Here is an 18523-nt window from a genome sequence, read left to right on the forward strand (position 1 = left end):
CTGCCATAGGAACGTTCCTGTGGCCACTCGCCCGGAGACAGGCACACGCGGAAAACTGAAGTGTGGCCCGGCCGGTTTCCCGGCCGGGCCACACCCGTTCCATGCTTCGTGCGGCTACTCGACCAGCTTGCCGGCCGTCGAGACTTCCTTGATCAGCTCCGCGATCTCCTCAGGGATCCCCGGGATCTCCTCGCGGACCACGCCCGCGCTTGGCGACCACACCAGGTTGACCTGCAACGACGAATCCATCTCCGGGAAGTCGCTGCGGTTGTGGCAGCCTCGGGTCTCGCGGCGTTCGATCGCCGCCTCGAGGGTTGCCCGGGCCGCCAGGGCGGAGGCCTTCAGGTCGAAGGCGTGCGCCAGGTCCTGGTAGCCGGCGATGTCCGGGTGGATGCCCACGTTGCCCATCCGCTCCTCGATCTCGTCGAGCTTGGCGAGCCCCGCCTTCAGGCCGGCCTCGTCGCGCACCACGCCGGCGTGCTCGGTCATCATGTTCCGGATGGCGCGCTGCAAGGCCCTGACGTTTTCATGTCCGTCGGCGGCCAGCAGGTCGTCAAGCTCCGCGCGGGCTGTGGCAAGCGCCTCGGCCGAACGCGGCTGGGATTCCAGCGAGGACGAGTACTTGGCAGCCGCCCGCGCCACGATGCGCCCGAAGACCAGCAATTCGATCAGCGAGTTGCCGCCCAGACGGTTCGCGCCGTGCAGGCCGCTTGAGGCCTCGCCGATGGCGTAGAGGCCCTCGACGTCGGTCCCGTGGTCCTCCGGGCGAACCCAGACCCCGCCCATCGAGTAGTGCGCGGTCGGTGCGATCTCGATCGGTTCCTGCGTGATGTCCAGCATCTGCAGTTCCAGCATTGTCTGGTAGACGCGCGGCAACCGGTACATGATGGTTTCGCGCGGCAGGTGGGAGACATCCAGCCAAACACCGCCGTTCGCGGTGCCGCGCCCTTCCTTGATCTCGGTGTAGGCGGCCAGCGCCACGCGGTCCCGGGTCGAGAGTTCCTTGCGGATCGGGTCGTAGCGCTCCATGAACCGCTCCCCCAACCCGTTGCGCAGGATGCCTCCCTCGCCGCGGGCCGCCTCGGAGACGAGTGTGCCGGCAGCGTTTTCCGGTTCGATGATGCCCGAGGGGTGGAACTGCACGAGCTCCGGGTCGCGCAGTCGCGCGCCGGCGTCGACGGCCAGGCGGAACGAGTCGCCGGTGTTCTCGTCGCGGCGCGAGGAGGTGCGGCGCCAGATGCGGTTGTGTCCGCCGGCGGCCAGGACGACGGAGTCGGCATGGATGAGGTAGCGCTGGCCGCTGTTGATGTCGAAGCCGTAGGCGCCGAACACCTGGTTCCCGCGCACCAGCAGCCTGGTGATGTAGACCTCGTCGAGGATCGGGATGTCCAGCTGCTGGGCGCGGTTCACCAGGCTGCGCTGGATTTCCAGGCCGGTGTAGTCACCGGCAAAGGCGGTGCGGCGGAAAGTGTGCGCACCGAAGAAGCGCTGGGAGATGCGTCCGTCTTCCTCGCGGGCAAAGCCCATCCCGTAGCGTTCCAGGTCGGCGATTCCCTGCGCCGCTCCGCGGGCGACGATCTCCACGGTGTGGGGGTTGGCCAGGTAGTAGCTTTCCTTGATGGTGTCGGCGGCGTGCTGCTGCCAGCTGTCTTCCTCGTCCATGGTGCCGAGTGCGGCGTTGATGCCGCCGGCGGCGAGCGAGGTGTGTGCGTCGTTGCGCGGGCGCTTGCCCACGGCGAGCACATCGACGCCCATTTCGGCCAGCTCGATCGCGGCCCGGAGGCCCGATCCACCGGTGCCGATCACCAGGACGGTGGTGGAAATCTGTCGTTCGTTCTTGCTTGATTCGCTCATACATTCAACGCTAGGAACGGCCCTATGATTAGTCCAATGAATCATTCGAGTCGTTTCGATGCGGATATGCTATTGAACATGAACCTCGAACAGCTCCAGAGCTTCGTGGAAGTCGCCCGAATCGGCCATTTCACGCGGGCCGCCGCGCATCTCCACCTGGCCCAGCCGTCCCTCAGTCGGCAGATTTCCACGCTGGAATCGGACCTTGGTGCCGAACTTTTCCACCGCGCACGGGGCAATATCACATTGACCCACGCCGGGGAAGCGCTGCTCCCGCTGGCCAAGCGCATGCTCGCCGACGCGGAAACCGTTCGCTACGAGATGCAGGAACTCGCCGGCCTGAACAAGGGGCGGGTTCGCCTGGGCGCCACCCCGACACTGTGCATCAGCCTGGTAGCCGAGGTCCTGATCCCGTTCCACGCGAAGTACCCCGGCATCGACCTGCACCTGACAGAACGCGGGTCCCGCGGCCTGCTCGAGGAACTGGCCGGCGGCGCCTTGGACCTCGCGCTCATCACCACCTCGGAGGACGGGGCCGCCACCTCGGCAAGCCTGCAACGACTCCCGCTGCTGACCGAGGAATTGGTGGTCGTCTCCTCCGCCAACAGCCCCGTGCTCGACGGCGTCCAATCGCTCACGCTTGCGGAACTGGCGGCCCTGCCACAGATCACGTTCCACGAAAGTTACGACCTGCGGGCGGCCACCATGCAGGCCTTCCACGATGCGAGGCTGGTCCCGAGGGTAGTCCTCGAGGGCGCGGAAATGGATGCCGTGCTCAGGTGCGTGGAACGCGGGCTCGGGGTCGCGGTGGTTCCTGCCATGGTCCTGGTGGATCGTCCCGGGCTTCGCTCGGTCCGACTCACCGACCCCCGGCTGGCGCGCACCATCAGCCTCGCGCACCGCAACGACGTGGCCCTGACACGGGCGGCCCAGGCCATGCAGCGCATGGTCATCGACACGGCCAATGTCCTCTCGACCCCCAACGCCGCCGCCGACGCGCTGATCACCCGCGCCAACTAGCACCGGCCGCGGCGCGCAGGAATCCTTCCCCATGGCCCGCGGCCCCCTGCCTCAGGAATCCAGGGGGCCGCGGGCCTCATGCATCAGTCCGCCTCGGTGACCTTTCCGGCCTTGATGAGCAACCGGCGTTCGGCACGTGCAGCCACGGCCGAATCGTGCGTGACCAACACGATGGTCAGCCCGTCGCGCCAGAGGCTTTCGAAGAGCTCCATGATGTCGTCGCGGGTCGTCTCGTCCAGGTTGCCCGTGGGCTCGTCTGCCAGCAGCACCTTGGGTTCCTTGGCCAGGGCGCGTGCGATGGCGACGCGTTGCTGCTGGCCTCCGGAGAGTTCCCCGGGCAGGTGGGTGCCGCGCTCCCCGAGCCCCACCGAGGCCAGTGCGGCGGCCGCGCGGGCCGCGCGTTCCGCCGCCGGCAGTTTCAGGGGCGCCAACCCCATCTCGACGTTTTCCTGCGCCGTCAGGGTGGGGATCAGGTTGTAGTGCTGGAAGACAAACCCGATGTCCCGTGCCCTGATGTCGGCCAGCGCGCCGTCGCCCAGTGTGGAGATGGGCCTGCCTGCAAGGACCACGCTCCCGCCCGAGGGCCGGTCAAGCGCCCCGAGCATCTGCAGCAGCGTCGATTTGCCGCCGCCAGTCGGCCCCTGGATGGCCACCAGCTGCCCGGCGGGGATCACCAGGTCCACGCCGTTGAGGGCATGTACCGTACGCGATTTCTGCACATACTTCTTTTCCACCTTGTCGAGCCGGAACATGGTTTGTTCGGATGCGAGATCGGTCTTCGTTTCGTGGGCCAATGTCTGTTCACTCATGTGCTTAAGCTCCTTGTGTTTCCTAGGCAACCGAGCGCAGGGCTTCGGCCGGGCGCAGTCGCGCGGCGCGCCACCCGCCGAGAATTCCCGCCAGCAGGCCGCCGGCGATGGCGATGGCCACGGCGAGCGCCCCGACCATCGGGGTGATGGGCAGGTTCAGCACCACGTCAGCGGCGCTTCCCACGGCGTTGCCCACCGCGTCCGGACCACCCGGCATGGCACCGGGCCCGCCGGTTCCCGGCCCACCTGCGCCGCCTCCCATGGGTCCCGCGGCCGCAGCCGAGGCGCTGAGCGTCGGGGCAATGACGTTCACTGCGAGGATCCCGCCGAGTCCGATCAGGATGCCCAGCGCCCCGCCAAGCAACGACTGCACCAGCGATTCGCCGGCCACCTGGCGCACGATGCTCGAGTTGCGCCACCCGATGGCCTTCAGGGTCCCGAACTCGCGGGTGCGGCGAGCCACGCCGGAGAGTGTGAGCAGGATGGCCAGCAGGAACGCCACGGCCAACACCGCGACCGACAACCACGTGCCCAGCGAGGACACCAGTCCCGACGCGGTGGACAACGAGCCCGACACGTTGGCGGCCAGGTCCTCCTGGGTATTGACGGTGTTCTCCGGCAGGGCCGCCTGCAGCCCCGCCTTGACGGCGGGGATCTGCGAGGCGGAGGCTGCCTGCACGTGGATCGTGCTGACCTTCTTCGCGTTGTCGGAGAGCTTCTGGGCCACATCCAGCGGGATGTAGGTGTTGGACGCTGTTTCGGCCTCGGAGCCCGAGCCGGCAACAATGCCGACGACGGTGAACTTGGTGCCGGCGATCTCCACGGTGTCCTTGAGCTTCAGCTCCTCGGTGGCCGCGTAGGCCGCATCCAGCACCAGGTTGTTCTTTCCCGCGTCCTCTGCGGACAGCAGCCTGCCCTCCTGCAGCGTTGCGGAGGCCAGTGGGCCGATCGTGGAGGCCATGGAATCGACGCCCATGACGCTGAAGGAGTTGACGTCGAACTGCCCTCCGCCACCCGGGCCCGCACCCTGCGGAGGGGCGGATCCCGTCTCCCCTGGGGTGGAGCCGGTGGTGCCCCGCTGCGGCAGCTCGCCGTCGAACGTGGAGTTGGTCAACGCCAGCACGCCAGAGGCTGCCTTGACCCCCTCCTGCCCGCCGACGGTGCCAACGGCCGAGGCGTCGAAGGTCGCCGATCCGCGACCGCTCGTCAGCACCGACTGTGACACCTCGGTGGTTCCGTCGGAGGTTTCGGTTCCCTCGTCGGCGTCGAACTCGAAGCGCGGCCCGCCGCGGCCCTCGCCCTCCGCCGGCGGGGTCGGTGTTGCCTTCACGGTGATGTCGGTGCCGACCCCGTACACCGAAGCCAGTGCCGCGCCCTGCGCGTCCCTGACGCCCGCGGACAGGGAGTTGACGATGACCACCAGCCCGATGGCCAGGGCCATTGCTATCGCAATGATGGCCGTTTGTTTCCGCCGCCCCGAAAGCTCGCGTCTTAGATAGCGTGTGAACATTCCTGTTCCCTTCAATGCGCGGGCCCTCGCCGCGCTCGAAGTTCAAGGTATGGCCTGCATCTGTGTCCTGACTTGGGCCGGCCTGTGGCCCTGGTAAGCACGGGCTGTGCCGTCGCTGTGCCGGGGCTGTGCCTGCATGATCCGGGGGCCGGCGGGCGGACGTGGCGCTGCCAACAGGCAATGCGGCCCCTCGCATCGGCGGCTGCCACTAGGCTTGACGGTGAACCCATTCGCACCGAGTCCTACCTGCAGCGTGGGCTCCGCACGACCCACAAGGATTTCCCTTGCCATTCACACTGGCCCACCCGGCCGCCGTCCTGCCGTTCCTGCGCCAGCCGTTCGTCCCGATCGCGTTGGTCGCCGGTTCCATGGCCCCGGATGTCCCCTACTTCCTGAAGGTCCCCACCAGCAGCGGCGCGTGGTACGAACCGCTGGTCAACGGCAGCAACTCGCACGACCTCTCGCAGATCCTGACCGTGGGGTTTCCCTTGGCATTGCTGCTCGCGGCTGTCTTGTGGCTGGTGTCGCGCCCGGTGCGCTGGGCGGTTCCGGATGCATGGGTCCCCGCGAGGGAAGCGGCGCGCGGTCGCCGGCCAAGCAGCGCGCGCATTGCCCTGTGGACGTTCTACTCGCTGATCCTGGGCATCCTCACGCACCTCGTCTGGGATTCCTTTACCCACTCCTACGGCTGGACGGTCAGCCGGCTCCCGTTCCTGGCGTCCGAGCCGTTCGCCGGCGTGCCGATCTACCGGATCCTGCAGCACGGCAGCACCCTCGCCGGGGCGGTGATCCTGGCGCTTTGGTACCTCAAACGCGTCAAGGCCTCCGCTGCCACCGGGCGCGACGGGCGCGCCAAGGGCACCGGCCCGCGCCTGGCATTGTTGCTCTCCGTGCTGGCCGTGCCGGCCCTTGCTGTCGCCGGTTTTGCGGTGGCGAACGAGGTTTCCAGCGGGACGGCATTCACGCCCGAGACATTCCTGTGGACCACCATCACGCACGGCGGAGCCGCAGCGGTGGTGTCGCTGGCGGGCTACGCATTCGCGTGGCACGCCGTCATGCTGGCCAAAAAGCTTCGCTCTTCCGCACAGGTCGAAAAGCAGGCCTGAGCGCCGCAGAAACCGCTTCGCCGTCGTCCCCGGATCCACGATCCGGGGACGACGGCGTTTTGCATACCTTCACATCAGAAGGCGCTTCCGCGGCCGGCGCCCCGCCCGGGGAACGTGGCCCGGCAGCCAGGAACCCGCGCCCGAACGGGCGCGGGGCCTTCCGCAACGGGCCGGAAACGACCCAAGAAATTTCACTAGGCAGATAAAAACTTCCACAATAATGGTGGTGCGGGTCACAACATGTTGCTATGTTGTTGCTTGCCAAAGGCGGGCCTCCCGATCGGGAAGCTATCTACCAGGCGCTACTCATCCATCAGCCAATTCGAAGCTGCGGACGGTCGCCTCGGGAAACGAACCACTGGCGACACCGGTCCGGCACTTCGTCTGGAGCATAAGGAAGTCGCCACCATGTCCAGCACCACCGTTTCAACCGAACGCCTCGCCGAAGCCATCGCCATTGCCGCGGAAAATGTCCGCAATGCCGGCGGGCCCTTCGGGGCACTGATCGTCACCGCCGACGGATCGCGCTTCGAGGGAGTCAACCGGGTCACCGCAAACAACGACCCCACGGCCCACGCCGAAGTCACCGCCATCCGCAATGCCTGCTCGTCCCTGGGCACCTTCGACCTGAGCGGAGCGGTCCTGTACACGAGCTGCGAGCCATGCCCGATGTGTCTGGCATCCGCCCTCTGGGCGCGCGTCTCGCGCGTGGTCTTTGCGGCAAACCGGCACGATGCGGCAGACGCCGGATTCGACGACGCCGCCTTCTACGAGTTCTTCGAGGCGGACCCGGCAGTCCGCACCTCGCTCATGCCGGTGGAACGCATCCCGGAGCACGGTTTCGACCGCCTGGAACCGTTCACGCTGTGGTCCACGCTCGACACCCGCATCGAGTACTAGGCAGGGCGAGCCAGATGACCATCACCAACTCGAACCACGAGCAGACCCGGCCCGCCACACCCGAACCTCCGGTCCGGAACGGCAACTCGGTGCTGGAACGCACCTTCAAGATCGCCCAGCGGGGCTCCACGGTCAAGCGGGAAATCAGGGGCGGCATCGTCACCTTCTTCACCATGGCCTACATCGTGGTGCTCAACCCGCTGATCCTGGGCGGGTTCAGCCCCGATGCCGCCCCCGTGGACGTTGCGGGGAACTTCCTTCCCGCCGCCGCGGTCGGCGCGGCCACCGGCCTTGCCGCGGGCCTGCTGACCATCGTCTTCGGGATTGTCGCAAACCTGCCCTTCGGGATCGCCGCCGGGCTGGGCATCAACTCCTTCCTGGCGGTCTCCGTGATCGGGGACGTCACCTGGCCCGAGGCCATGGGACTGGTCCTGCTCAACGGCATCGCCATCGTCATCTTCGCATTGACCGGTGCCCGGACGGCCATCTTCCGGGCCATCCCCAAGGACCTGAAGGCGGCAATCACCGTCGGCATCGGCCTGTTCATCACCTTCATCGGTTTCGTCGATTCCGGCTTCGTCACCCGCACCCCGGCCGGGCCGCCGGTCCAGCTGGGCACCGACGGATCCATCTCCGCGTTCCCCACCATCGTTTTCGTCCTGGGCGTGGTGCTCATGGGCGGGCTGGTGGCCCGCAAGGTGCAGGGCGGGTTGCTGATCGGCATCATCGCCACCACTGTCCTGGCCGTCGTCGCCGAGAAGGTCCTGCAGATCGGGGCTGCCAGCGAGTCGAACCCCGGCGGCTGGCACCTGAACGTGCCCGAGCTTTCGGGACAGATCCTCTCCGTCCCCGATTTCTCGATCGTCGGGCAATTCGACCTCTTCGGGGCGTTCTCGCGGATCGGCCCGCTGGCCGCGACAATGCTGGTCTTCACGCTGGTCTTCACCAACTTCTTCGACGCCATGGGCACCATGACCGGCCTGGCCAAGAGCGCCAACGTGGCCCGCAAGGACGGAACGTTCCCGCGCATCAAGTCGGCCTTCGTCGTCGAGGGAATGGGCGCCGTGTTCGGCGGCATGACAAGCACCTCCTCCAACACCGTCTACGTCGATTCGGCGGCGGGCATCGGGGAAGGCGCACGCACGGGGCTGGCCTCCGTGGTCACCGGCACGCTGTTCCTGGGGGCCATGTTCCTGACCCCGCTGACCTCGGTGGTCCCCATCGAGGTGGCAGCATCCGCCCTGGTGGTGGTCGGCACCATGATGGCCGGGCAGATTCGCACCATCAACTTCAAGCGCTTCTCCGTGGGCATGCCGGCATTCCTCACCCTTGTCACGATGCCGCTGACCTACTCGATAGCCAACGGCATCGGCGTCGGGTTCATCTCCTGGGTGCTGATCAACACGCTGGCCGGTCGCGGGTCGAAGATCCACCCGTTGATGTGGGTGGTTTCCGCGGGCTTCCTGGTCTACTTCGCCCGCGGGCCGATCTCCCAGCTCCTGGGCGCCTAGCCGGCTGCCACCGAAGGACAACAGCGCACCAAAGGAAACTGTTCAATGCTCAATCTCCATTCGGGGTTGGACACCGCGAGGGTGGCCACCGGCGGTTCATTCGCCGTGGCCACCATCGTGGGCACCACCGGTTCCACCCCGCACCCCATCGGCACCTCGATGCTGGTCCATGCCGACGGATCCACGACGTCCTCCCTCTCGGGCGGATGCATCGAGGGCGCCGTGCATGCCGCGGCGCTCGAGGCCCTCGAGGACGGCACCCCCCGCCGCGAACATTACGGCTACTCACCCGCCGACGCCTTCGCCGTCGGCCTGACCTGTGGAGGCGAAATCGACGTGCACATCACGCCCTGTGCGCCCCAATCGTCCATGCACGACGTGCTGGACCACTTGGCGGCATTCAACGCCACCGACCCCGTGGCGCTGATCCGCCGCATCGATGCCGGATCCAGCGGATCCGTGCTGGTCCCCCACCCGGGGCAGCTGGGCATCCAGGACCTTGCCGGGCTCCTGGTACCGCTGGTGGGCCCCGGCGCCAGCTCGCTGGCCGCCACGCTCTGCTTCCAGCTGGTGGCCGGCGGACGCACCGGCATCGTGGGCCTGGAGAACGAGGGGGCCTCCTGCGCCGGCACCGCCATCGAGTTGCTGGTGGAGTCCCGGCTCAGCCCGCCGCGCCTGGTCGTCTTCGGCGCCAACACCTTCGCGGAGGAACTGCTCAAGCTCGCACCGATGCTGGGCTACCGGAGCACGCTGTGCGACGCGCGGGCTGCGTTCACCCTGCAGCCGCGCTTCAACACCGCCGACCAGGTGTCCACCCTGTGGCCGCACGAGTACCTGGCGGGCGAGATCGCCGCGGGGCGCATCGATGCGCGCACGGTGCTGTGCGTCCTCACGCACGACCCCAAATTCGACGTGCCGCTGCTGTCGCTGGCCCTGCGCCACCCCGTGGCATACCTCGGCGCCATGGGCTCGCGCAGCAGCCACGAGGCCCGCATGGAGGCGCTGCGCGCGGAACGGGTTCCCGAACCGGAGCTGGCCCGCCTGCATTCGCCGATCGGGCTTGACCTGCAGGCGGCAAGCGCCGCGGAGGTGGCCATCAGCATCGCCGCGGAAATCATCGCCGCCCGCTCCGCGCACGCCACGGCAGCCCCGCTGAACACCCGTTCCGGGTCCATCCACACCCGCACCGCCCCCGAGGCGGCCGCGGGCAACCCCCACCACACCACGACGCAGGAGGAACCGGCATGGACATGAACACCATCGAGGCCCTGGTCCCCACCGCCGACCCCGACCAGTACCGCGACGGGGACGCCTGGCTCGCCGGCGGCACGGTGCTCTTCTCCTACGGCTCCCGGACACTGACCCGGCTGCTGGACATCACCGCCGCCGGGTGGAAGGCCGTCACAGTGTCCGAGTCCGGCATCGAGTTCGCCGCAACCTGCACCATCGCCGAGCTCCATGCCCTGCCGGAAGACCCCGCACTGCCCGGCGACTGGAAGGCGCTGGATCTGGTGCGGCCCGCCTGCGACTCGTTCGTCGCCTCCTTCAAGATCTGGAACCTCTCCACCATGGGCGGCAACATCGCCACCTCGCTGCCCGCCGGGCCCGTCATTTCCCTGTGCTCGGCGCTTGACGCCGTGGCGGAGATCCACGGGCCCGCAGGCACGGTGCGCCGGCAGCCCGTGGCGGAGCTTGTCACGGGAAACGGCACCAACACCCTGGCACCCGGGGAGCTGATCCGCTCCCTGCACGTGCCGGCACACGCGCTGCGCGCCCGCACGGCGTTCCGCAGGCTCTCGCTGACCAACCTGGGCCGCACCGGGGTGATGGTCATCGGACGCGTCGATGACGACGGGCTCTTCACGCTCACCGTCAGCGGCTCCACCACGCACCCCGTCCAGCTGCGCTTTGCCGCAGGGCAGCACCCGGGCCCGGCGGAGCTGCTGGCCGCGCTGAAGTCCCGCATTGCCCCGGAGGCCTACCACGACGACATCCACGGCCGCCCGCCCTGGCGCGAGGAGATGACCCACCGGCTGGGCCTGGAAGTCCTGGCCGAACTGCTGCCCGTTCCCCGCACCCCGATCGAAGGTTGAGTCCCATGTCCATCAACATCAACGGGAAACCCGCCGCCGGCATCCCCGAACCGGGCCAGTGCCTGCGCACCTTCCTGCGCTCCGAGGGCGCACTGGGCGTGAAGAAGGGCTGCGACGGCGGGGACTGCGGCGCCTGCACCGTCCACGTCGACGCACTCCCGGTGCACTCGTGCATCTACCCCGCGGTGCGCGCCGAGGGCCGCGAGGTCACCACCATCGAGGGCCTTGCAGCCCTCCAGGGAACCGACGGGTCGCTGGCTCCCCTGCAGGAGCAGGTCGCCAGGGCCCAGGGGTTCCAGTGCGGCTTCTGCACCGCCGGGCTGATCATGACGGCCTCCACCTTCGACGAGCAGCAACTGGAGGATTTGCCCCGGAACCTCAAGGGAAACCTCTGCCGCTGCACCGGCTACCGCGCCATCGAGGACGCCGTGCTGGGACGCGACGGGGACGGCTGTTCGCACCCGCCGGAGGAACGCTGCGCCCTGGACGGCGCCACTCCCGCCGCGGCGGGCACCGTGGGGAGCAATGTCCCGGCACCCGCCGCCCAGGCGATCGTGACGGGCCGGGCCCGCTACGCCCTGGACATCCCCGCCGGGGAGCTTCCGGGCCTGTTGCACATGAAACTTGCCCGCTCCCCTCACGCCCACGCGCGCATCCTGCACGTCGACGCGACAGCGGCGCTGGCCATCCCCGGGGTCCGGGCGGTGCTGAGCCACGTGGACGACCCGGGCGTTGCCTACTCGGCAGCGCAGCACGAGCTCATCGAGGACGACCCCGACGACTCGTTCGTCTTCGATTCCGTGGTCCGCTTCAAGGGCCAGCGCGTCGCGGCCGTCGTTGCCGATTCCGTGGCCCTCGCCGAGGCCGGGGTGGAGGCGCTGCGGGTCGACTACGAGGTCCTTCCCGCGGTCTTTTCCCCGTTCGAGGCCATCGCCGAGGGTGCCCCGGCGATCCACGGGGACAAGCCCGCCGCCTCGCGCATCGCCGATGCGACGCGCAACATCGTGGCCGAGGTGCACCACGAGATGGGCGACGTGGAGGCCGCGCTGGCCGGCAGCGACGCCAGCTACACCGAAACCTTCAACACCCAGCGCGTGCAGCACGTCTCGCTGGAGACGCACGCCGCCACCGGGTGGTTCGACGAGGCGGGGGTCCTCACGGTGCGCACCTCCACGCAGGTCCCGTTCCTTGTCAAGCGCACGCTCGAGCGGATCCTCGGGCTGGCCCCCGGTGCGGTGCGCGTCGTCGCGGGCCGCGTCGGCGGCGGCTTCGGCGGCAAGCAGGAGGTCCTGGTGGAGGACGTCGTCGCCCTGGCCGTGGCGCGGCTGCGCCGCCCGGTGCAGCTCGAGCTCACCCGCCCGGAGGTGCTGACCGCCACCACCACCCGCCACGCCTTCAACGTCAAGGTCAGCGTGGGTGGAAACCGGGACGGGGAGCTGACGGCCCTGGCCATCGAGGTCCTCACGGACACCGGCGCCTACGGCAACCACGCGCCCGGGGTCATGTTCCACGGCTGCTCCGAGTCCATCGCCGTGTACAAGGCCGCCAACAAGAAGGTGGATGCCGCGGCCGTGTACACCAACACGGTGCCGGCCGGGGCCTTCCGCGGCTACGGCCTGAGCCAGACGATCTTCGCCGTGGAGTCCGCCCTGGACGAGCTCGCCCGGCGCCTGGGCCTTGACCCCCTCGAGTTCCGGGCCAATGCCATGCTGCGCGAGGGGGACCCGATCCTCTCGCTCCACGACGAGCCGGAGGAGGACCTGCTGTACGGGTCCTACGGGCTCGACCAGTGCGTCGAGCTGGCCCGCAACGCCCTGGCCCGCGGTGCCGCACGCGGTGCCGACGGGCGGGAGCTGGACGGGAACTGGCTGGTCGGCGAGGGCACCGCGCTGTCCATGATCGCCACGGTTCCCCCGCGCGGGCATTATTCGCATTCGACCGTCGAGTCCCTGGGCGACGGCCGTTTCCTGTTGCAGGTCGGCACCGCCGAGTTCGGCAACGGGACCTCCACCGTGCACACCCAGCTGGCCGCGGATGCCCTGGGCACCGCCGCGGAATCGATGCTCCTGCGGCAGTCGGACACCGGGCTCACCGAGCACGACACCGGTGCCTTCGGCTCGGCCGGGACGGTGGTGGCCGGCAAGGCGACCTTTGCCGCGGCGCAGGCCCTGGCCCTGCAGCTGCGTGAGGTAGCTGCGGACATCGCCGGGGTGCCCGTGGCGCAGTGCAGGCTTGTCCCGGCGGGTGTGTCCTGCGCCGGAACGCTGGTTCCCCACGCGGAGCTGCTGGCCGCGGCGGGGCCCACGGGCCGGCACCGGGCCGAGGGACGCTGGGGCGGCACGCCGCGCTCGGTGGCCTTCAACGTCCACGGCTTCCGGGTGGCAATCGATGCGCGCACCGGGGAACTGCGCATCCTGCAGAGCGTACAGGCGGCGGACGCGGGAGTCGTGCTCAACCCCCGGCAGTGCCGCGGCCAGATCGAGGGCGGCATCGCCCAGGCGCTCGGGGCCGCCCTCTACGAGGAAGTGCTCATCGACGAGGGCGGACGGGTGGAAACCGAGGTACTGCGGCAGTACCACATCCCGACCTTCGCCGACGTGCCGCGCAGCGAGGTTTACTTTGCGGCGACCTCCGATGCGCTGGGCCCGCGCGGGGCCAAGTCCATGAGCGAAAGCCCCTTCAACCCGGTGGCGCCGGCGCTCGCCAACGCGGTGCGCGACGCCACGGGGATCAGGTTCACCCGGACCCCGATCCGCCGCGACGACATCTACCTGGCGCTGCGGGCCGCGGGCAAGGTACCGCCGCTGCTCCTAGCCGAGCAGGTGGAGGTCCAGGACGGTGTCAACGTCTGAGCCCGTGTCCAGGTCCGAGCAATCGACGAGGTCCACGAGCTCCCGGTGTGCCGCCAGGTAGGCCCGGGCACCCGCATCGCCGGCGGCGGATTCCGCCGCCGGCAAGACGTGTTCGGCGGCGAAGAGCACCGGGTGCCCGCGCTTCAGGGGACCGTGTCCCTCCCGGTAGCCGGCGGCGGTGATCCGGCCGTCCCGGTGCTCCAGCAGCAGCCTCCGGACCAGTGCGGAATCCAGACCGGGCTGGTCCACCAGGGCCACCAGCACTCCGGCGCCGGGCGGGACCGCGGCCATCCCCAGCGCGAACGAGGAGCCCATCCCGGTGGGCCACTGCCCGTTGACAAGGACCTTCACCCCGGCATCACCCACGTGCGCCGCCACGCGTTCGGCCTCGGCACCGAGCACCACCGCGACGTTGTCGCATCCGCCCAGACGCAGGGCCCGGATGGCCGAGTCCAGCAGCGTTTCGCCGGTGCCCTTGCGCAGCAGCGCCTTGGGTCCGCGGCCCAGCCGGGAGCCGGAGCCCGCGGCAAGCACGAGCCCGTGGAAGGGTGTCCGGGTGGCGGGGATGGTCATCTGCCCATCCTAGGGCGCAGCTTCGGGGATGTGCATGCGACCCCGCCACGGCACGCGGCCGCGGATCCCCGCTACGGCTCGGAGATGAAGCCCTGCTTGACCATCCAGTCGAAGGCCACATCGGCCGGTTCGCGGCCGTTGACGTCCACTTCCAGGTTCATGGCCTGCAATTCGGTGTCCGTGAGCAGCGGCGAGATCTGTGCAAAGACCTCCACCAGGCCCGGGTACTTGTCCAGGAACTCCTGGTTGAAGGCCGGTGCCACGTTGTAGGCGGGGAAGTAGCCCAGGTCGTCCTCCAGCACCGTCAGGTCCAGCGCCTGGATGCGCCCGTCGGTGGTGAAGACCTCGCCGAAGTTGCAGTCCCCGGCATCGGTGGCGCTGTAGATCGCACCGGTGTCGTAGACACCCACATTCGATTCGGGGACCGAGTCGGCGGATCCGCGCTCGAGCCCGTAGAGCTCCAGCATGGGGTTCAGCCCGTCGAGGCGCGAATTGAACTCCGCGTCGACGCAGAAGGTCAGGTCCTTGGGGTCCAGCTTCTTCAGCTCGGAGAGCTTGGTGATGCCGTCCAGCTCCTCCACCGCCTCGCTGCGGACCGCCATGGCGTAGGTGTTGTTCATGGGTGCGGGCCCGCCCCAGAGAACGCCGTTGCCCTTGTCCTGGTCGTGGACCTTCTGCCACTGTTCCTTCTGGTCGGCGATGCCTTCCTCGTGGCCCAGGTAGGTCATCCACGCGGTCCCCGTGTACTCCCACATCATCCCGGCCTGGCCGGAGCGCAGCAGCTCCCGGGCCGGCTGGCTGCCGGGGACGTTGGTGAGGTCCTCGACCTTGAAGCCCGCGGCCCTCCCGGCCAGCACCGCGATCTTGCCAAGGATCAGCTGCTCGGTGAATGCCTTGCTGGTCACCGTCATGGAGGCGTTCTCCTCCACGCCGGGCAGGGGTTGGATGCTGCCCGGGCCGGCCGCCGGGACGTAGGAGGCGGCGGGAGACAGGCCGCACCCGGCCAGCAGGAGGCCCGCGGAAAGCGTGAGCGCAACGGACGCCATCAATTTCCTGGCGATCATGTTCAGAGTCCTTTCGGTCGGGCCACATGCTCGACGACGCGGCCCAGCCAGTCGACGAGCAGTGCCAGCAGCGCCACCAGCAGGGAGCCCGCGACCAACACCGTGGTGAGGTTAAGGTTCACCCCGGTCGTGATCAGGATGCCCAGGCCGCCGCCGTTGATGAATGAGGCAAGGGTTGCCGTGCCGACCAGCAGCACCAGCGCGGTGCGGATGCCCGAAAGCATCACCGGGACCGCCAGCGGCAACTCGACCTTGAAGAGCACCGCGAGGGAGCCCATGCCCATGCCGCGGCCCGCCTCCACCAGCCGTTCGTCGACCTGCCGCAGGCCCACCATGGTGTTGGAGAGCACCGGCAGGATCGCGTAGAGCACCAGCGAGACGATGGCCGCCCAGAAGCCGAAGCCCAGCCAAAACGCCAGGAGGACCACCAGGCCGATGGCCGGCGCCGCCTGGCCCATGTTCGCCACGACCATCACGGGTCCGCTGAAGCGGCGCATCGAGGGCCGGGTCAGCACGATGCCCAGCGGGATCGCGATGGCCAGGACGATCAGCGCCGCGACGATTGTCAGTTTCAGGTGTTCGAGCGTGTAGCCCCAGAGCGTTGCCGGGTCCAGGGTCATCCGCTCGGTGTCGCTCAGCTCCGCGTTCGCCAGCCACAGCAGCACCGCGGCGAGTGCCGCAGCGATCCCCAGGAGCTGCAGGCCCAGCACCCGCCAGGGCCGTGCCGCACGCTGCGCCGAGGCGTTTGACGTGGTCTGCAGGATGGCCGCCGCAGTGCTACTCATGACTGGCCCCCGGGCGCAGCAGGTCCTCGCCCGCGTTCCTGGCCGCCTGGTTCTGCGGTGCCATGACGTTTTCCGCCGCTATTGACGGGATGGCCCCTGAGTTCAGGCCCACCGGTGCGTCGCCGGCGCCCGCCTCGGCCGAGGCGTGGGCCGCGGAGATCGCCGCCATGACGGTCTGCACGTTGATGACGCCGAGGTAGGCATCGCGCCGGCCCGTCACCACAGCGATTTCGGAGCTGGCCACCAGCATGGTGTCCAGGGCGTCGTTCAGGGTCGCCTGGTCGCCGACCGTCGGGACCCCCGCATCGCGGGTCTCGTCGATGATCGCCAGGCGGGAGAGCTGCCGGCGGGTGAGCAGCCGCATCGGGCGGCGGCGCGGGTCCAGGACCACGGCCTGGGATGCGCCGGCCCCCTGCACCCGCGAGAGCACGTCGCTGGCCAGCTCGCCGGGTTGCGCGGTCACGGCGTCGCGCAACTCGACCTCGTTCACCCGGGTGAGCGTCAGCTGCTTGAGCCCGGCGCCGGAGCCGATGAAGTTCTCGACGAACTCGTTGGCGGGGTTGGCCAGGATCCGTTCCGGGGAATCGTACTGGACCAGCTGGGCCCCCTCGTCGAATACGGCGATCCAGTCTCCGAGCTTCACCGCCTCGTCGAAGTCGTGGGTGACCATGACGATGGTCTTCTGCACCTCGGACTGGATGTTCAGCAACTCGTCTTGCAGGCGTTGGCGGGTGATCGGGTCCACCGCACCGAAGGGCTCGTCCATCAGCAGCACCGGAGGATCGGCGGCCAGTGCGCGGGCCACCCCCACGCGTTGCTGCTGGCCGCCGGAGAGCTCCCCGGGGAACCTGTCGCGGTAGACCGAGGGGTCCAGGGAGACCAGCTCGAGCAGTTCGTCGACGCGGGCCGCGATCCTGGCCTTGTCCCACCCCAGCATCTTGGGAACGATCCCGATGTTGGTGGCCACGCTCATGTGCGGGAAGAGGCCGCCGGCCTGGATCACGTACCCGATGCGCCGGCGCAGCGTGTCGCCGTCCATCTTCGTGACGTCGTCGCCGTTGATCACGATCTTGCCGCCCGTCGGTTCGATCAGGCGGTTGATCATCTTCAGGGTCGTGGTCTTGCCGCACCCGGAGGGGCCCACGAACATGACGATGCTTCCGGCGGGGATTTCCAGGGTCAACCCGCCGACGGCCGGCTTGGCCTGTCCCGGGTACTGCTTGGTGACTTCGTCAAGCAGGATGGATGCGCCGGTGACGGCGCCGTTGTTTTCAGACACGGATACCTCGCGGGGTAGTCAGTCGGCCGATGCCGACCAGGATGAGATCAAGGACAACCGCCAGAATGATGACTCCGACGACTCCGACCAGGACGGATTCAAGCGAGTTGGCTCCACCCAGCCGTGAAAGGCCCGAGAATATGAAACCGCCGAGTCCGGGGCCCAGTGCGTAGGCGGCAATGGCCGCGACACCCATGACCATCTGGGCCGATACCCGGATTCCCGAAAGGATGATGGGCCAGGCCATGGGCAGCTCGACGGTGGCCAGGGTGCGCATGCGGCTCATGCCGATGCCGCGCGCCGATTCCACCGTCGCCGGAGAGATCCCGGCCAGTCCGACAATGGCGTTGCGGAGGATGGGAAGCGCAGCGAAAAAGGCCACGACGATGACCGCCGGGGTCACGCCGAATCCGAACGGCACGATCAGCAGGCCGATGGCCGCAAAGGACGGAATGGTCAGGCCGATGGCCGACACCCCGTTGGCCAGGGATGAAAGGGGCTTACTGCGGTAAACCAGTGCCGCGATTCCCACGGCGATGATCGTTGCGAGGATCAGGCACTGCACAACGAGGGAGAAATGTTGCCAGGAGGCAAACAGTATTTGGCGATATCTTTCGCCAATAAATTCATACACATCAAGACCTGTTTCACTTTGGTTACGTAGCACGCTCTCGCGGGCCCAAGGGCCCTTCGATACTGAGCAAACATAGCCTGATTCAAGGTCAGATATCCACCCGGGGTCGCGCTCGGGCGGCCGCAACGAATGAAAATCCTTAGCCGCGCCTTCTCAAAAGATGCTGCTTGACCACTGGCCGGGAGGACATCGGGGGTCCACCGCCGAAGGCACCAAGAAAACCTTGAAAAGGCACACGATTCCGCAGTCTGGAACCGCAAGGATGACGGCTTCCCGGGCACCCTGGGAGCCGGTCAAATGTGCCGAAATGGATTCCTCCGCCCCCACCGCCACCAGCGTGCGGAGAGCCTCGTGGAACACCTCGAATCTTTCCGAATTAATCCTCGAAATCGAGACAAATATTGATTTAATATTTCCTTGAAATAGTTCAGCATGAGAGACAAAATCGAACCTTGAAACCCTGCAAATATCCTGGGGAACGCCTCCTCCGCACTGGCGGGAAAAGGCCCACGGATCCCGGCAGGGACGGAAGG

The 18523-nt window shown here is 68.3% G+C and carries 15 protein-coding genes; 7 read left to right on the forward strand and 8 right to left on the reverse strand.

Going from position 1 to position 18523, the window contains the following annotated elements; all coding sequences use genetic code 11:
- Positions 1-114: 114 nt before the first annotated feature.
- On the reverse strand, positions 115-1854 hold the full coding sequence (locus ACSYDW_RS04785) for an L-aspartate oxidase (RefSeq protein WP_438337565.1): 1740 nt from the start codon (positions 1852-1854) through the stop codon (positions 115-117).
- A gap of 78 nt (positions 1855-1932) precedes the next feature.
- Between ACSYDW_RS04785 and ACSYDW_RS04790 the strand changes: the two genes are divergently transcribed.
- A complete protein-coding gene (locus ACSYDW_RS04790) occupies positions 1933-2874 on the forward strand; it encodes a LysR family transcriptional regulator (RefSeq protein WP_438337566.1) in 942 nt (313 codons plus the stop codon).
- A gap of 83 nt (positions 2875-2957) precedes the next feature.
- On the opposite strand, the gene ACSYDW_RS04795 is transcribed toward ACSYDW_RS04790, so the two are convergent.
- The gene (locus tag ACSYDW_RS04795) at positions 2958-3626 is read right to left on the reverse strand and encodes an ABC transporter ATP-binding protein (protein WP_438337945.1); all 669 of its coding nucleotides are present in this window, start codon (positions 3624-3626) and stop codon (positions 2958-2960) included.
- 79 nt (positions 3627-3705) lie between these two features.
- Positions 3706-5193, reverse strand: coding sequence for an ABC transporter permease (locus tag ACSYDW_RS04800; protein ID WP_438337567.1), 1488 nt, complete (start codon positions 5191-5193; stop codon positions 3706-3708).
- A gap of 284 nt (positions 5194-5477) precedes the next feature.
- Here ACSYDW_RS04800 and ACSYDW_RS04805 point away from each other — a divergent pair, with 284 nt between their 5' ends.
- The 6 genes from ACSYDW_RS04805 (at position 5478) to ACSYDW_RS04830 (ending at position 13655) form a co-directional block, all read left to right on the forward strand.
- On the forward strand, positions 5478-6299 hold the full coding sequence (locus tag ACSYDW_RS04805) for a DUF4184 family protein (protein ID WP_438337568.1): 822 nt from the start codon (positions 5478-5480) through the stop codon (positions 6297-6299).
- Positions 6300-6707: 408 nt separating this feature from the next.
- Positions 6708-7199 (forward strand): nucleoside deaminase, encoded by a 492-nt coding sequence (locus ACSYDW_RS04810; protein WP_438337569.1) that lies wholly within the window; start codon positions 6708-6710, stop codon positions 7197-7199.
- Between the two features lie 14 nt (positions 7200-7213).
- Complete coding sequence (locus ACSYDW_RS04815) at positions 7214-8710, forward strand: NCS2 family permease (RefSeq protein ID WP_438337570.1); 1497 nt, start codon at positions 7214-7216, stop codon at positions 8708-8710.
- Between the two features lie 45 nt (positions 8711-8755).
- The gene (locus ACSYDW_RS04820; RefSeq protein ID WP_438337571.1) at positions 8756-9964 is read left to right on the forward strand and encodes an XdhC family protein; all 1209 of its coding nucleotides are present in this window, start codon (positions 8756-8758) and stop codon (positions 9962-9964) included.
- A complete protein-coding gene (locus ACSYDW_RS04825) occupies positions 9955-10803 on the forward strand; it encodes an FAD binding domain-containing protein (protein ID WP_438337572.1) in 849 nt (282 codons plus the stop codon). Before ACSYDW_RS04820 ends, ACSYDW_RS04825 begins: the two co-directional genes overlap by 10 nt.
- Positions 10804-10808: 5 nt before the next feature.
- A complete protein-coding gene (locus ACSYDW_RS04830) occupies positions 10809-13655 on the forward strand; it encodes a molybdopterin-dependent oxidoreductase (RefSeq protein ID WP_438337573.1) in 2847 nt (948 codons plus the stop codon).
- On the opposite strand, the gene ACSYDW_RS04835 is transcribed toward ACSYDW_RS04830, so the two are convergent.
- The 5 genes from ACSYDW_RS04835 to ACSYDW_RS04855 all read right to left on the reverse strand — a co-directional run bounded on the left by ACSYDW_RS04835 (position 13614) and on the right by ACSYDW_RS04855 (position 17990).
- Positions 13614-14228: a nucleotidyltransferase family protein gene (locus ACSYDW_RS04835; protein WP_438337574.1), complete on the reverse strand. Its 615-nt coding sequence runs from the start codon at positions 14226-14228 to the stop codon at positions 13614-13616. The genes ACSYDW_RS04830 and ACSYDW_RS04835 overlap by 42 nt on opposite strands.
- A gap of 71 nt (positions 14229-14299) precedes the next feature.
- Positions 14300-15292 (reverse strand): glycine betaine ABC transporter substrate-binding protein, encoded by a 993-nt coding sequence (locus tag ACSYDW_RS04840; RefSeq protein WP_438337575.1) that lies wholly within the window; start codon positions 15290-15292, stop codon positions 14300-14302.
- A 2-nt stretch (positions 15293-15294) separates the two neighbouring features.
- Positions 15295-16077 (reverse strand): ABC transporter permease, encoded by a 783-nt coding sequence (locus ACSYDW_RS04845; RefSeq protein ID WP_438337576.1) that lies wholly within the window; start codon positions 16075-16077, stop codon positions 15295-15297.
- On the reverse strand, positions 16070-17356 hold the full coding sequence (locus ACSYDW_RS04850) for an ABC transporter ATP-binding protein (RefSeq protein WP_438337577.1): 1287 nt from the start codon (positions 17354-17356) through the stop codon (positions 16070-16072). The genes ACSYDW_RS04845 and ACSYDW_RS04850 overlap by 8 nt, the downstream gene beginning before the upstream one ends.
- Entirely contained in the window at positions 17349-17990 is a 642-nt protein-coding gene (locus tag ACSYDW_RS04855; protein ID WP_438337578.1) for an ABC transporter permease, read from the reverse strand. The genes ACSYDW_RS04850 and ACSYDW_RS04855 overlap by 8 nt, the downstream gene beginning before the upstream one ends.
- Positions 17991-18523 lie beyond the last annotated feature (533 nt).

Source organism: Paeniglutamicibacter selenitireducens (assembly GCF_051550675.1).
Classification (GTDB): Bacteria; Actinomycetota; Actinomycetes; order Actinomycetales; family Micrococcaceae; genus Paeniglutamicibacter.

Coding starts and splice junctions, on each gene's coding strand:
- ACSYDW_RS04825 (WP_438337572.1), top strand. CDS start 9,955: ATGGACATGAACACCATCGAGGCCCTGGTCCCCACCGCCGACCCCGAC.
- ACSYDW_RS04795 (WP_438337945.1), bottom strand. CDS start 3,626: ATGTTCCGGCTCGACAAGGTGGAAAAGAAGTATGTGCAGAAATCGCGT.
- ACSYDW_RS04800 (WP_438337567.1), bottom strand. CDS start 5,193: ATGTTCACACGCTATCTAAGACGCGAGCTTTCGGGGCGGCGGAAACAA.
- ACSYDW_RS04845 (WP_438337576.1), bottom strand. CDS start 16,077: ATGAGTAGCACTGCGGCGGCCATCCTGCAGACCACGTCAAACGCCTCG.
- ACSYDW_RS04790 (WP_438337566.1), top strand. CDS start 1,933: ATGAACCTCGAACAGCTCCAGAGCTTCGTGGAAGTCGCCCGAATCGGC.
- ACSYDW_RS04810 (WP_438337569.1), top strand. CDS start 6,708: ATGTCCAGCACCACCGTTTCAACCGAACGCCTCGCCGAAGCCATCGCC.
- ACSYDW_RS04835 (WP_438337574.1), bottom strand. CDS start 14,228: ATGACCATCCCCGCCACCCGGACACCCTTCCACGGGCTCGTGCTTGCC.
- ACSYDW_RS04815 (WP_438337570.1), top strand. CDS start 7,214: ATGACCATCACCAACTCGAACCACGAGCAGACCCGGCCCGCCACACCC.
- ACSYDW_RS04820 (WP_438337571.1), top strand. CDS start 8,756: ATGCTCAATCTCCATTCGGGGTTGGACACCGCGAGGGTGGCCACCGGC.
- ACSYDW_RS04830 (WP_438337573.1), top strand. CDS start 10,809: ATGTCCATCAACATCAACGGGAAACCCGCCGCCGGCATCCCCGAACCG.
- ACSYDW_RS04785 (WP_438337565.1), bottom strand. CDS start 1,854: ATGAGCGAATCAAGCAAGAACGAACGACAGATTTCCACCACCGTCCTG.
- ACSYDW_RS04840 (WP_438337575.1), bottom strand. CDS start 15,292: ATGATCGCCAGGAAATTGATGGCGTCCGTTGCGCTCACGCTTTCCGCG.